Annotated in this window: 12 protein-coding genes; 11 read left to right on the top strand and 1 reads right to left on the bottom strand. The window is 71.6% G+C overall.

All coding sequences use genetic code 11. The annotated features are described in order from the left end of the window. The first annotated feature begins 116 nt into the window (after positions 1-116). The 7 genes from IPH07_01080 to atpC all read left to right on the top strand — a co-directional run bounded on the left by IPH07_01080 (position 117) and on the right by atpC (position 6,452). Positions 117-617, top strand: a complete 501-nt coding sequence (locus IPH07_01080) for an ATP synthase F0 subunit B (protein ID MBK6915968.1) — start codon at positions 117-119, stop codon at positions 615-617. Beyond that, positions 617-1,315, top strand: coding sequence for an ATP synthase F0 subunit B (locus IPH07_01075; GenBank protein ID MBK6915967.1), 699 nt, complete (start codon positions 617-619; stop codon positions 1,313-1,315). Before IPH07_01080 ends, IPH07_01075 begins: the two co-directional genes overlap by 1 nt. After that, positions 1,312-1,863, top strand: a complete 552-nt coding sequence (gene atpH / locus IPH07_01070) for an ATP synthase F1 subunit delta (GenBank protein MBK6915966.1) — start codon at positions 1,312-1,314, stop codon at positions 1,861-1,863. Before IPH07_01075 ends, atpH begins: the two co-directional genes overlap by 4 nt. Positions 1,864-1,955: 92 nt before the next feature. Beyond that, complete coding sequence (locus tag IPH07_01065) at positions 1,956-3,470, top strand: F0F1 ATP synthase subunit alpha (protein MBK6915965.1); 1,515 nt, start codon at positions 1,956-1,958, stop codon at positions 3,468-3,470. 21 nt (positions 3,471-3,491) lie between these two features. Further along, positions 3,492-4,373: an ATP synthase F1 subunit gamma gene (gene atpG, locus IPH07_01060; protein ID MBK6915964.1), complete on the top strand. Its 882-nt coding sequence runs from the start codon at positions 3,492-3,494 to the stop codon at positions 4,371-4,373. A 66-nt stretch (positions 4,374-4,439) separates the two neighbouring features. Further along, positions 4,440-5,978 (top strand): F0F1 ATP synthase subunit beta, encoded by a 1,539-nt coding sequence (gene atpD / locus IPH07_01055; protein MBK6915963.1) that lies wholly within the window; start codon positions 4,440-4,442, stop codon positions 5,976-5,978. 54 nt (positions 5,979-6,032) lie between these two features. Then, positions 6,033-6,452 (top strand): ATP synthase F1 subunit epsilon, encoded by a 420-nt coding sequence (atpC, locus tag IPH07_01050; GenBank protein ID MBK6915962.1) that lies wholly within the window; start codon positions 6,033-6,035, stop codon positions 6,450-6,452. A 55-nt stretch (positions 6,453-6,507) separates the two neighbouring features. On the opposite strand, the gene IPH07_01045 is transcribed toward atpC, so the two are convergent. Continuing rightward, positions 6,508-7,320, bottom strand: a complete 813-nt coding sequence (locus tag IPH07_01045) for a PilZ domain-containing protein (GenBank protein MBK6915961.1) — start codon at positions 7,318-7,320, stop codon at positions 6,508-6,510. Positions 7,321-7,437: 117 nt separating this feature from the next. Here IPH07_01045 and IPH07_01040 point away from each other — a divergent pair, with 117 nt between their 5' ends. The 4 genes from IPH07_01040 to IPH07_01025 all read left to right on the top strand — a co-directional run bounded on the left by IPH07_01040 (position 7,438) and on the right by IPH07_01025 (position 13,080). Beyond that, positions 7,438-8,391, top strand: a complete 954-nt coding sequence (locus IPH07_01040; protein ID MBK6915960.1) for a 50S ribosomal protein L11 methyltransferase — start codon at positions 7,438-7,440, stop codon at positions 8,389-8,391. Continuing rightward, positions 8,388-9,074: a 16S rRNA (uracil(1498)-N(3))-methyltransferase gene (locus IPH07_01035; protein ID MBK6915959.1), complete on the top strand. Its 687-nt coding sequence runs from the start codon at positions 8,388-8,390 to the stop codon at positions 9,072-9,074. The genes IPH07_01040 and IPH07_01035 overlap by 4 nt, the downstream gene beginning before the upstream one ends. A 92-nt stretch (positions 9,075-9,166) precedes the next feature. After that, positions 9,167-9,751, top strand: coding sequence for an RDD family protein (locus IPH07_01030; protein ID MBK6915958.1), 585 nt, complete (start codon positions 9,167-9,169; stop codon positions 9,749-9,751). Continuing rightward, complete coding sequence (locus IPH07_01025) at positions 9,748-13,080, top strand: hypothetical protein (GenBank protein MBK6915957.1); 3,333 nt, start codon at positions 9,748-9,750, stop codon at positions 13,078-13,080. The genes IPH07_01030 and IPH07_01025 overlap by 4 nt, the downstream gene beginning before the upstream one ends. The last annotated feature ends 35 nt before the right edge of the window (positions 13,081-13,115 follow it).

Raw genomic sequence — 13,115 nt, 5'->3', positions numbered from 1 at the left:
GCCCGGCCGCAACGCGCCGACGGTGGCGTTGACGCCCGCGACGGCAGCGTGGTAGCTAGCGCGCGCGAGCGCGGGTCGTGGCGGACTCTGCGTCAGCGCTCGAGGTTGGACCGACGATGGATCACGCCGCACTTCTCTCGACCCTCACGGACGCGCTGCCCTCGTCGCTGGCCCTCGTCGGCGCACCGGTGGTCGACATCGACGGGACCCTGTTCGTGCAGGGGGGCATCTTCCTCGCCCTGGTGGTGATCCTCAATCCACTGTTGTTCAAGCCCTGGCTCGCGACCCAGGCCCGCCGCGCCGAGGCCATCGACGGCGCCGCTCGCAAGGCGGTCGCGCTCGAGCAAGAGGCCGACGCGCTGGTGAAGGACTACGACGCCAAGCTCGCGGCGGCCCGCGATCAGGCCGCGGATCTCCGCGGCGCCGCGCACCGCGAAGAGGAGCAGGCCCAGGCCGCGAAGCTCGCGACCGCCCGCGAGGCCGCCAGCGCCGAGGCCACCGCCGCGCGCGAACGCATCGCCCGCGAGTCGGAGGCCGCCCGCACCGAGCTCTCGGGCCGCGTCGACGAGCTCGCGCAGACCATCGCCAGCAAGCTGCTGGGAAGGGGAGCCGCCTGATGTCCCGCATCCCGCGTGTGATGTCCTTCGCGACCTGGCTGGCACTCGCCAACCTCGCGCTCGCCAACGTCGCCCTCGCTGCGCCTGCCCACGGCGAAGCGGCCCCGGCAGCCCACGCCGCGGCCCCGGCCGCCGGGCACGAGGCCGCCCACGGCGGCGGCATCGAGTGGATCTCGCCGATCTTCGGCAACACCGGCAAGACCGGCCTGCTGTGGATCCTCATCAACTTCGCCGTGCTCATGTGGCTGCTCGAGAAGCTGCTCTTCTCGAAGCTGCGCGCGAGCACGGCCCGCAAGAGCGACGAGATCAAGTCGCAGCTCGATCGCGCCAGCGCGGCGCGCGAGCAGGCCGAGGGCGTCATGAAGGACGTCCGCGCCCGCCTCGCCCGCATGGACGGCGAGGTCGAGGAGATCCTCACCGAGGCGCGCAGCCGTGCCGCCGCCGACCGCAGCCGCATCATCGCCGCCGCCGAGGCCGAGGCCGAGCGCATCCGCCAGTCGGCGATCGCCGCCGCCGAGCGCGAGGGCGAGCTGCGGCGCCGGCAGCTCGAGAAGGAAATCGTCGACCGCGCGGTCGCCCGCGCCGAGGTGCTCCTGCGCGAGCGCATCGGCGCCGCCGATCAGGTCCGCATGGTCGATGACTACATCCGTCAGACCGCCAGCGCCCCGCTCGGCGCCGCCGAGGGAGGACCGTCGTGATTCCCGGAAGCCTCGCCCGTCGCTACGCCCGCGCGCTGCTGCAGCTGGCGCCCTCGCCCGCTGCCCGCGACAAGTACGCCAAGGACCTCGGCGCGCTCGCCGAGCTCGGCCGCGCCGCCGACGAGAACGGCCTCACGCTGCTGGCCGCGCTGTCGAGCCGCCGCTTCTCGGTCGCCGATCGCAAGAAGCTGCTCGAGGCGCTCGGTCGCCGCGTCGGCGCCGACCCGATGGTCATCAAGTTCCTCGCCCACGCGATCGACAAGGATCGCATCGTCGGCCTGCCGGAGATCAGCCGCGCGTTCCTGCGGTTGTCCGACGAGGCCGCCAACCGCGTGCAGGCCGAGATCACCTCGGCCGCACCGATGAGCGCCGACGCGGTCTCGCGCCTGCAGCAGGCGCTCGCGACCGCGACCGGCAAGACCGTGGTCGTGACCACCGCGGTCGATCCCGCGCTGCTCGGCGGCGTGGTCACCAAGGTCGGTAGCTACGTCATCGACGGCAGCCTCCGCACCCAGCTCGCGCGCATGCGCGAGACCCTGCAGCACTGACGCTCCCTTCCCCTCTCGAAGCAACTGCGTTCCTTCACGGACCTTCCCATCGCGCCGCGACCGATGCGGCGCCACAAGCGAGCCAAATCATCATGGAGATCCGAGCCGACGAAATCAGCCGCATCATCCGCGAGCAAGTCGCGGGGTACGACAACAGCCTCTCGGTGCAGGAGACCGGCACCGTGCTGACGGTCGGTGACGGCATCGCGCGCGTGGACGGCCTCGGCAACGCCATGGCCGGCGAGCTGCTCGACTTCCCGCACGGCGTGCGCGGCATGGTGTTGAACCTCGAAGAGGGCAACGTCGGCATCGCGCTGCTGGGCAACGACCACCTCATCAAGGAGGGCGACACCGTCAAGCGCACCGGCACCATCATGAGCGTGCCGGTCGGCAAGGGCCTCATCGGTCGCGTCGTGAACGCGCTCGGCGAGCCCATCGACGGTCAGGGCCCGCTGGTCGACGTCGAGAGCCGCGTGGTCGAGATCAAGGCGCCCGGCATCGTGAAGCGCAAGAGCGTGCACGAGCCGATGCAGACCGGCATCAAGGCCATCGACGCCATGATCCCGATTGGCCGTGGTCAGCGCGAGCTCATCATCGGCGACCGCCAGACTGGCAAGACCGCCGTGGCCGTGGACACGATTCTGAACCAGAAGGGTCAGAACATGATCTGCGTCTACGTCGCGATCGGTCAGAAGCAGTCGACCGTCGCGACCGTGGTCGACCGCCTGCGCCGCGCCGGCGCGATGGAGTACACCATCGTGGTCGCCGCGACCTCGTCCGAGTCGGCCCCGCTGCAGTTCCTCGCGCCGTACTCCGGCGTGACGATGGGCGAGTTCTTCCGCGACAACGGCGGCCACGCGCTGCTGGTCTACGACGACCTCTCCAAGCAGGCGGTCGCCTACCGCCAGCTGTCGCTGCTGCTGCGCCGCCCGCCGGGTCGCGAGGCCTACCCGGGCGACGTGTTCTTCCTGCACAGCCGCCTGCTCGAGCGCGCTTGCAAGCTCTCCAACAAGGAGGGTGCGGGCTCGCTGACGGCGCTGCCGATCATCGAGACCCAGGCCGGTGACGTCTCGGCGTACATCCCGACCAACGTCATCTCCATCACCGACGGCCAGATCTTCCTCGAGGGTCAGCTGTTCAACCGCGGCATCCGCCCCGCGCTCAACGTCGGCATCAGTGTGTCGCGCGTGGGTGGCTCGGCGCAGATCCCCGCGATGAAGCGCTACGCCGGCACGCTGCGCCTGTACCTCGCGCAGTACCGCGAGCTCGAGGCGTTCTCGCAGTTCGCCTCCGACCTCGACAAGGCCACCCGCGCGACGCTCAACCGCGGCGCTCGCCTGGTCGAGCTGCTCAAGCAGCCGCAGTATCAGCCGCTCGACGTCGCGCTGCAGGTCGCGTCGATCCGCGCCGGCACCACCGGTGAGCTCGACGAGCTCGAGCTCGCCCACGTGGCGAAGTTCGAGAAGGAGCTGCACGACTGGCTCAAGGAGAAGCGGGGCCCCCTGCTCGATCAGGTCCGCGCCGCCAAGAAGAAGGACGAGCTGGTCCAGCTCGACAAGGACCTCGACGAGGCCATCGTGACCTTCAAGAAGACCTTCAAGGCCTAGTCAGCCCATCCGCGAGTCGACATGGCGAACCTCAAAGAGCTGCGCAACCGCATCGGGTCGGTCAAGAACACCCGCAAGATCACCGCGGCGATGAGCCAAATCGCGTCCGCGCGCCTCAAGAAGGCCCAGGACGCGGTCACGGCGGCCAAGCCCTACGGCGATCGCATGCGCGAGGTCATCGAGTCGCTCGTGAGCGGCATCGAGGCGTCCGAGCGCGGCGCGGCCCATCCGCTGCTCGAGCAGCGCAAGGTCGAGCGCGAGCTGTTGCTGGTGATGACCGCCGACCGCGGCCTGTGCGGTGGCTTCAACACCAACATCGCCCGCGCCACGATCGCCTGGATCCGCCAGCGTCGCGCCGAGGGCGTCGAGGTCGAGGTGGTCGCGATCGGCAAGAAGGCCGCCGCGGCGCTGCAGGCCGCGCGCATCGAGCTGCGCGCGACCCACGAGGCCCCGACCCTCGCGACCTTGGTCGAGGTGGCGAAGGCCGTCATCGCCGACGCGATCGCGGCCTTCACCGGCAAGTCCGGCAAGCGGGTCGACGCGGTGCGGCTGTTCTTCAACGAGTTCGTCAGCGTGCTGACCCAGAAGGTCCACAACGACGTCATCATCCCGCTGCAGCCCGGCGAGACCGTCGCCAGCGGCCGCGAGCCCACCTACGAGCCCAGCCGCGAGGCGGTGCTGCAGCACCTGGTCGCGCTGGCGATCGAGGCCCGCCTGCAGCAGGCGATGTTCAACTCCATCGCCGCCGAGATCGCGGCCCGCCGGGTCGCGATGGACGCCGCGACCGACAACGCATCCGAGATGATTGCGGATCTGACCTTGGTCTACAACCGCGAGCGGCAAGCGGCGATCACCAAGGAACTCATGGAAATCATCGGCGGCGCCGAGGCCCTCAAGGGCTAGGCCCGTCGACCCAGCAGGGTCGCGCACGACCTGCACTCGCCAGATTTCTCGCCAGGAACGAACGCCATGACCACCAGCTTCACTCCGCCCTCCGACAAGCCCCTCTTCGGTGACCTGCCGCCCGCCCCGACCGTCTCGGTCGGCAAGGTCGGCCGCGTCCTGCAGGTGATCGGTCCCGTCGTCGACGTCGAGTTCGAAGACCACCTGCCCGAGGTCAACGTCGCGCTCACGGTCACCAACGCGTCGATCGACGACCGCCCGGACAACCTCGTGCTCGAGGTCGCGATGCACCTCGGCGAGCGTACCGTTCGCACCATCTCGATGGACTCGACCGACGGTCTCGTGCGCGGCATGCCGGTCAAGGACACCGGCAAGCCCATCAGCGTGCCGGTCGGCAAGAAGACCCTCGGCCGCATCCTCAACGTCGTCGGCGACCCGGTCGACGAGCAGGGCGAGGTCGGTGCCGAGGAGCGCTGGCCGATCCATCGCAAGGCCCCCGCGTTCGTCGACCAGAGCACCAAGGTCGAGCCGTTCGTCACCGGCATCAAGGTCATCGACCTGCTCGCGCCCTACCGTCGCGGTGGCAAGATCGGCCTCTTCGGCGGCGCCGGCGTCGGCAAGACCGTGCTCCTGATGGAGCTCATCAACAACGTCGGCAAGAAGCACGGCGGCTTCTCGGTGTTCGCCGGCGTCGGCGAGCGCACCCGCGAGGGCAACGACCTCTACTTCGAGATGATCGAGTCGGGCGTCATCCAGGCCGAGTGGGACCACGAGAACCGCCAGGTCACCTCGGTCGATCCCGACAAGTCGAAGGTGGCGCTGGTCTACGGCCAGATGAACGAGCCCCCGGGTGCCCGCGCCCGCGTGGCGCTCTCGGGCCTGACCATCGCGGAGTACTTCCGCGACACCATGGGCCAGGACGTGATGCTCTTCGTCGACAACATCTTCCGCTTCACGCAGGCGGGCTCCGAGGTGTCGGCGTTGCTCGGTCGCATCCCCTCCGCGGTGGGTTACCAGCCGACGCTGGCCACCGAGATGGGCGTGCTGCAGGAGCGCATCACCACCACCAACAAGGGCTCGATCACCTCGGTGCAGGCCATCTACGTGCCCGCCGACGACCTCACCGACCCGGCGCCCGCGACCGCGTTCGCGCACTTGGACGCGACCACGGTGCTCAGCCGCGCCCTGACCGAGATCGGCATCTACCCGGCGGTCGATCCGCTCGACTCGACCAGCACCATCCTCGCGCCCGACGTCGTCGGTGCCGAGCACTACCGCGTCGCCCGCCGCGTCCAGCAGATCCTGCAGAAGTACAAGGAGCTGCAGGACATCATCAAGATCCTCGGCATGGACGAGCTGTCCGAAGAGGACCGCCTGCTGGTCGCCCGCGCCCGCAAGATCCAGAAGTTCCTGAGCCAGCCCTTCCACGTCGCCGAGCAGTTCACCGGCATGCAGGGTAAGTTCGTCGAGCTCGAGGACACCGTGAACAGCTTCCGCGAGATCGCCGAGGGCAAGCACGACGACCTGCCCGAGGACGCGTTCTACATGGTCGGTGGCATCGCCGACGCGGTCGAGAAGGCCAAGGAACTCGCGAAGAAGTCCTGACGCCGCGACCGCTGACACCACGACCGGCCCCCACACGTCCCGCCCCGAGAAGCCATGTCCGACACATCGATCAAGCTCGACATCCTCACGCCCATGGGCGCGATCCGTGACGGCATCGAGGTGCCGGGCGTCGAGGTGCCGGGCGTGCTCGGCGAGATCGGCGTGCTGCCCCGCCACGAGGCGCTGATCACCGCGCTGGTGCCGGGTGTGGTCCGCTTCCGCGAGGGCGCGACCCAGGTGCGCCTGGCCGTCGGTGCCGGCTTCCTCGAGGTGAAGGAGGCCGGGCGCGTGATCATCCTGTGCGACCGCGCGGCCGAGGCCGATCAGATCGATCGCGCCGCGGTGACCAAGCGGCTCGGCGAGGTCAAGGCCGCGCTCGAGCACGACAAGGGCCCCATCGAGGCCGGTGAGCACCGGGCACTCGACGACGAGCGCATGTGGCTCGAGGCCCAGCTGCGCGTCGCGGCGCACTGAGGCGAGGGGCAACCGTCGCCCCGGGCGGCACGGCGAGGGCCGCCGTCCCAGCGTCTTACTTCTTGCGGCCCTTCTTGCTGTCGAGGGTGCCGTCCACCTCGGCCAGCGCATCGCGGATCAGCGCGGCGATCTCGGCCTTCTGCGCCGACTCGTTCATGCGATCGCGGGAGGCGTCCGAAGTCGGGGGCTTCGCTGCAGCCGCGCGCGGGGGCGCGGCCGGCGTGGCGGTGGACGACGGCGTTCGCGATCGCGAGGGCGCCCCTTCGGTGCGGGCCGCGGGCGCGTGCGCCACGGTCTGGCTGCTGCGTCGCGGGCCCGCCGGCGGTGCGGGCTCACTGGTGCCGTACTCGGAGGTCGTATGGCGTGCCGTCTCGCCGGTCGACGGGCTACGGGCACCTGCCGGCGGGGAGAACTCCCCGGTCGCCTTGGGTGGGAAGTTCGCGTCGGGCATGCGCTCCGGGGGTGGCCCACCGGGGCCGAACTCCACCTCGCTGGTCCCGGACACCCGACGCATCTCGGCCACGAACGCGGCCTGTCGCGTCGCAGCGACGTAAGCATGCACGTCGCGCGCGACCCGATCCTCGATCACCACGAACTGCACGCCGAGCACCACGCCACCGCGACCCTGCGTCGCACGGACGACGACGCCATCGGCGTCGTACCACCGTGGCGTTCCTGCCTGCGGGGTGAGGCAGAAGTTCACGCGCACGAACTGGCCAGGCGATCGCAGCTGTGGGCTGAGGATCGCCAGGCCGGCCGCACTGATGTCGAGCGCGGCACAATCCACCCGCTCGTCGCCGACGAACGCGGTCACGTTGCCGTGGAGCTGCGCGCGGGGCTGTGTGCGTCGCTCGTGGGTGTTCGTCATGGCTCGGACCCCTGATACGCTAGCACTGCGGCAACCGATCGCGGCGATCGATCGATCGCTTGCACGCGCGCTCGCGCGCGGCCTCGCCGCAGCGCACTCACCCCGAAGTGACCGCCCATGACCACGACACCGACGCCGCCCTGGGCGATCGTCACGTTCCGTGTTTCCCCTGACCGCTCCACGCGTGAGGCGTGGTCTGCAACACTCGTGCAACTCGAGGAGGCCGCGGCGTGCATCGCCGCGATCGATGGCGTCAGCGGTGTCGAGACCCGAGATCCGCGGGATCCCGGCGGACCCGCGGCGCCCGAGATGGTGGTGTACACGACGCCGGAACAGCTGTTGACCGTACAAGCCCGGGCAGAACGCCTCGTCGACGCGTTCGGCCTCGCCGCGCACGCCACCGGTGAGGTCCGCACGGATGACGACTGGCGCGATGCTTGGAAGCAGTTCTACCGCAAGACCGTCCTCGGCGACGGACAGCTGCTGCTGCGCCCGAGCTGGCTACCACGCGAGGACGGTGATCCCGCGGTGGAGCTGGTGCTCGACCCCGGACGCGCCTTCGGCACCGGTCTGCACGAGACCACGCAGCTGTGCCTCGATCGCGTGGCAGCCATTGCGCGTGCGCCCGGACCGCCGCCACGGCGGGTGCTCGATCTCGGCTGCGGCTCCGGCATCCTCGCGCTGGTCGCCGCGCGCCTGCTCCCGCGGGCCGAGGTCCTCGCGGTCGACGACGATCCCGAGGCGACGGCGACGACCCACGAGAACGCGATCGCCAACAGCCTCGAGTCGCGGCTGCAGATCCGCACCGGCGACGTCGACGCGGTCGACGACGCGAGCTTCGACCTCGTGCTCGCGAACATCCGGGCGCACACGCTGATCCCTCGCGCGGCGGCGCTGGCCCGGTGCACGCGACCCGGTGGCGTGGTGGTGCTGTCGGGTGTGCTCGACGACGAGCGCGACGCAGTCGCGGCCGCCTATCGCGAGGCCGGGTTCGTCCATGATCCCGACATCTCACCTTGGCCGCGCCAGCGGGGCGAGTGGGTCGCGCTCGATCTGCGACGCGGACCATGAGCGTGCGGGTGTTCCACGCCGGCGAGCTCACGCCGGACGCGACCGTCGAGCTGGTCGGTGACGAGCTGCACTACCTCGTGCGCGTGCGCCGTGCAGCGAAGGGCGACGTGGTCGAGGTGCTCGACGGCGCCGGCCACGGTGCGCGCGCGGTGCTCGAGCGCGTCGATGCGCGCAGCGCAACCCTGCGCGTCGACGCAGCGATCGCGTACGCCGACACGCCGACGCTCGAGCTGTGGCTCGGCATGCCCGACGTCGACGCGACGCTGGCGTGCATCACCGCCGCGTGCGAGCTCGGCGTGACACGGCTGACCCTGGTGCGCACCGCGTTCGCGCAGGCGCAGCTGCCCGGGCGCGCGCGGATCGATCGCGTGCTGCAAGCAGCGATGCGGCAGTGCGGCCGGCCGCAGCCACCGGTGATCGCCGGGCCGCTCGCACTCGCGGACCTGCTCGCGCGGACCGAGCCGCGCGGTGGCTGGATCGCGTGGGAGCGCCTGCGCGACGCTGCGGCCCCGAGCCCCCCGCGGGTCGCACGTCTGTTCGTGGGTCCTGAAGGCGGACTCCGTGAGGACGAGGTGCGCGCGTGCGAGGACGCGGGGATGAGCGCGTGCTCGCTCGGCCCGTGGACCCTGCGCGCCCCCACGGCGGTCGTGGCGGGGCTCGGACGACTGCGCGCGCTCACCTGACGACCGCGCGTTCGGGATCGGGCTCGTGCGGCCTGCTCGACCCTCTAGGGGCGCCCGCAAGCCGCCGCCACCATGGTAAGCTGCTGCGCGAGATGGCCCCTCGGCGTCCGCGATCGCCCAAGCCGTCGTTCTGCCCGGTCTGCGATGCTCCCCTCGCGCCCGACGTCGCGGCCGGGACCGAGCCGAGCTGCCCGAGCTGCGCCACCGCGCTCGCGCCGTTCGTGGCGGCGGGCTTCTGGCGCCGCTTCGCCGCGGCGATGATCGACGGCGCGATCCTGCTGTTCACGGCCGGCCCGCTGGCGTGGATGGTCGCGGCCGCCAGCGACGAGCCCGCGCTGCTGTCGGGCAAGACTGCGCTCGAGTCACTGCTGCACCTGTTCGAGCTCAGCGCCGGCGCGATCGCCCGCAAGGGTGCACCGCTGGGCCTGATGGCGGTGCTGTACCTCGCGTTGTTCTGGCACCTGTCGGGGCGTACGCCGGGGCAGAAGCTGCTCGGGATCCGCGTGGTCGATCGTCGCGGCCATCGACCCAACGCCGCGCGCGCGATCGTGCGGGGACTCGTCGCCGTGCTGGGGGTGTTGCCGGGTGCGCTCGGGTGGCTCTGGATCGTCGTCGACATGGAGAAGCGCGCCTGGCACGACTGGCTCGCGGGCACCTGGGCGGTGAGGGATCCGTGAGCCACCTCCGGCGATACCTCGAACAGACCGGCGCCCTGCCAGCCGACCACCTCGACGCCGCGACGCGTCGGCAGCAAATCTACGGCGGCAGCCTCGACAGCGTGCTGCTCGAGCTCGAGCTGATCGACCCGCACACCCTGGGCGAGCTGTTGGTGCAGGCGTGCGGACTCCCGCTCGCGCCCTTCGAGCTGATCGACGACGAGCGCGATCGTCCGTGGCACGCGTTGCCCGACGACATCATCGAGATCGGTTGGGCGGTGCCGCTTTGCGATCGCTCGGGCACGGTGTGGATCGGCGTGCACCCCGACCTCCCCAACGAGCGCCTCGGCGCGCTCTACCGCATGATGCCGGGGGTCCAGGCCTTCGTGCTGCCGGAGTGCGCGCTCGAGAAGATCGCGGCCGAGCGCACGGTCTCGGTGGTGCCGCAGCGCTACGCGGTGTTGTGCGTGGCCTACCTCAGCGCGCTGCGCCGACGCCCGTCGGTGTCCGACGTCGGGTTCCCGATGCTGCACGACCCGGGCTCGATGGGCTCGTTCGACATGTTCTCGCCCGACTCCGGATTGCGTGGGGTCCCGCGGCCGGCCGCCGACGACGATCGCGATCGCACGCAGCCACCGATCGCCACCGGTGCGCCCGGCACCAGCCCCGAGCCCGAGGACGAGTTCGAACGTCGCGCGACGATCGTCTATCAACCGAATCCGATGCTGCCGCTCGACGACGACTCCTCGTCGTTCGCGCTCGCGCTGACCGACCCGCCGTCGCCGGCGCTCGAGCCCGGAGACACCAGCGCCGGCACGCCGCTGCACGACGACGACGGCGCCGCGACCTCGGAGGAACCCGGCGCCCCCGCGGCGCCGATGCGTGGTCGCACGCTCATCATGGGCCGCGGCAGCGTACCCGTGGTCCCGCCGCCACCCTCGGTCTCGAGCCCGCGCCCGCAACCGCAGCTCGACATCGCCGCACCGCCCGACCCCGACGATCGCACGCGCGTGGCGTCGATCGAGATGCGGATGGCCGCGGCCGCGTCGCTCGAGTCGGGCCCGCACACCCGCGCTCAGCCCGAGCCGCCCCCGCCTCCGCCTCCGCCTCCGCCCACCACCACGACCGAGCTCGGTGCACCGACCCGCGACGGCACGACCGACGATGCCGGCGCGATCGTGCTGTCGCCGGCGCGCACGGTCGTCGGCGGTCCGCCGCCGGTGCGGTTCACCGCCCGCGGCACGATGATCTCGACCGGCCGCGATCTCGAGCTGTCGCTGCGCAGTGCCGACATCGCCGGCCGCATTTCCAGTGTCAACGCCGAGCTCGACCGCGCGCGCACCCGCGATGGCGCGATGGAATCGCTGGCGACCGCGCTCGCGATCCTCTCGCCGCGATTCGCGATCCTGCGGGTACGGGGCCGCGAGCTGGTCGGCCTCGGCTCGCCCCAGACTGCGCTGCCCGACCCCGCCGGTCGCGTGGTCCCGATCGGTAGCGTCGGCTTCGCCGCCCGCGTGATGGCCGACTCGCGCAACGCCGGCGTGCTCGACGACGACGGCTTCGCGCGCGCGCTCTCGCTGTCGTCCGGCCACCCGTGCCTCGCCCGTCGGGTCGACGTCGCCGGCCGCCCGACCCTGCTGGTCTACGTCGATCGCGGCGGTGACGAGTTCCTCCCCGCCGAGGCCGCGCTGCTCGACGAGGTCTGCGCCCACACCAGCCGCGCGCTCGAGACCGTGGTCAAGCTGCGGCAGTCCGAGCGCACGCCCGGCGACGACACCGACACCCGGCCCTCACCGCTGCGGCCCCCGACGATCGATCCGCCGCCCAGCTTCGGCGTGACGCCGGGGGCGCGGCCGTGGACGCCGAGCACCGCCGCGCGGCGCCTGACGCCGCCGCCGGTCGACTTGATCCCGACCGACGGGCCGCGTGCGCGCAGCACCATCGTCGACGGCTCGCCGCCGGTGCGCCGCCCCACCGATGCACCACGACCGCGACCGACGACGCCCATCGACGGGCCCTACGACCGCCAGATCGACGGCTTCGAGCCGCTCGCACCCGCGGCCGCCCCCGCAGCCGAGCGCGCCACCGAGCCCTACACCGCCGACCGCGACGACGACGGCGCCCGGCGTGTGACCAGCGTCGGTGGGGCGCCGCAGCGGGCCGACGCCCCGGTCGGTGCCCCGTCGGCGCTGCCGCCCGATCACACGCCCCGCGGCGCGCACATGCTGACGATCCACGCGATGCCGCCGCCGCCACCGCTGCCGCCGCCACCACCGATGGCGGACGAGGCCAGCAGCCCGATCGACACCCTCATGGGCCTGCCGCCGCCGGTTTCGAGTCACGCCCGGGGCCCGCGCTTCGTGCCGCCGCCGCTCGACGATCGCGACAACGCCAACATCACGCCGCTGTCGTCACCCATCGATCAGCCGTCGATGCGCGGACGCATCGAGCTCGACGAGGAGGACTGGGCCCACCCGGGCAAGCAGCTCGCCAGCGAGTCGATGCAGCGTCGGGTCGACTCGCTGCTGCGGGCGATCGCCGGCGGCAGCGGCAACGTCGGCGATCTGCGGGCCATCGGTGAGCCCGCGCTGCTGCGGCTGGCGGCGCAGTTCCCCGGCCCGCTCGAGATCCTTCGCCGCGACCTCCGGGCCCTGCCACCGCCTTCGGCCCACGGTCCGCTGGTGCGCACGGCGATCCGCGTCGGCGCCGAGTTGGTGCCGCACCTCATCGATCTGTTCGATCACCCGAGCGCGGACGTGCGCTTCTACGCGGCGTTCGTCTTCCAAGAGCTCCGCGACGCCCGCGCGATGCGGCCGCTGTCGGAGCTGGCGTTCGACACCAGCGGCGACGTCCGCGTGATCTCGATGCGCGTGCTCGAGACCTACAGCCGCGTCGCTGGGTTCGACGATGCGAGTCGCGTCGTGCGGGCCCAGCTCGACAGCACCAACCGCACCCGTCAGCTCTACGCCGCACGCGCGGTCGGGACCCTGCGTGACATCGATGCCATCGGCAAGCTGATCGACCTCCTCAGCAGCCGCGATCGGTTCGTGCAGGAGGCCGCGCTCGAGTCGCTGTGCTCGATCACCGGCCAGCAACTCGGCCTCAAGCCCCACCGCTGGAAGAGCTGGTACGGCGACAACGCCGACCGCCACCGCGTCGAGTGGATCATCGACAGCCTCGAGCACCGCGACGTGCCGGTGCGACGCTGGGCCGCCGACGAGCTCACGCGCATCACCGGCCACCGCGTGCCGTTCTCGGCCATCGGTGACAAACGAGCGCGCGACCTGGCCATCGAAGCGTGGACGCAGTGGTGGACCGAGCGCGGCCGCGCGCAGCTCGAGCAGCGCTGAGGCGTCGTACCGCCGGCGACGCGGCTCGCCGCCGG

The organism is Deltaproteobacteria bacterium (assembly GCA_016709225.1).
Classification (GTDB): Bacteria; Myxococcota_A; Polyangia; order Nannocystales; family Nannocystaceae; genus Xiheibacterium; species Xiheibacterium phototrophicum.
This window is presented reverse-complemented; position numbering and strand designations above follow the sequence as displayed.

Bases quoted from the DNA above. Each gene is read 5' to 3' on its own strand.
- IPH07_01080 (MBK6915968.1), top strand. From the start codon at position 117: ATGGATCACGCCGCACTTCTCTCGACCCTCACGGACGCGCTGCCCTCG.
- IPH07_01075 (MBK6915967.1), top strand. From the start codon at position 617: ATGTCCCGCATCCCGCGTGTGATGTCCTTCGCGACCTGGCTGGCACTC.
- IPH07_01065 (MBK6915965.1), top strand. From the start codon at position 1,956: ATGGAGATCCGAGCCGACGAAATCAGCCGCATCATCCGCGAGCAAGTC.
- atpG (MBK6915964.1), top strand. From the start codon at position 3,492: ATGGCGAACCTCAAAGAGCTGCGCAACCGCATCGGGTCGGTCAAGAAC.
- atpD (MBK6915963.1), top strand. From the start codon at position 4,440: ATGACCACCAGCTTCACTCCGCCCTCCGACAAGCCCCTCTTCGGTGAC.
- atpC (MBK6915962.1), top strand. From the start codon at position 6,033: ATGTCCGACACATCGATCAAGCTCGACATCCTCACGCCCATGGGCGCG.
- IPH07_01045 (MBK6915961.1), bottom strand. From the start codon at position 7,320: ATGACGAACACCCACGAGCGACGCACACAGCCCCGCGCGCAGCTCCAC.
- IPH07_01040 (MBK6915960.1), top strand. From the start codon at position 7,438: ATGACCACGACACCGACGCCGCCCTGGGCGATCGTCACGTTCCGTGTT.
- IPH07_01035 (MBK6915959.1), top strand. From the start codon at position 8,388: ATGAGCGTGCGGGTGTTCCACGCCGGCGAGCTCACGCCGGACGCGACC.
- IPH07_01030 (MBK6915958.1), top strand. From the start codon at position 9,167: ATGGCCCCTCGGCGTCCGCGATCGCCCAAGCCGTCGTTCTGCCCGGTC.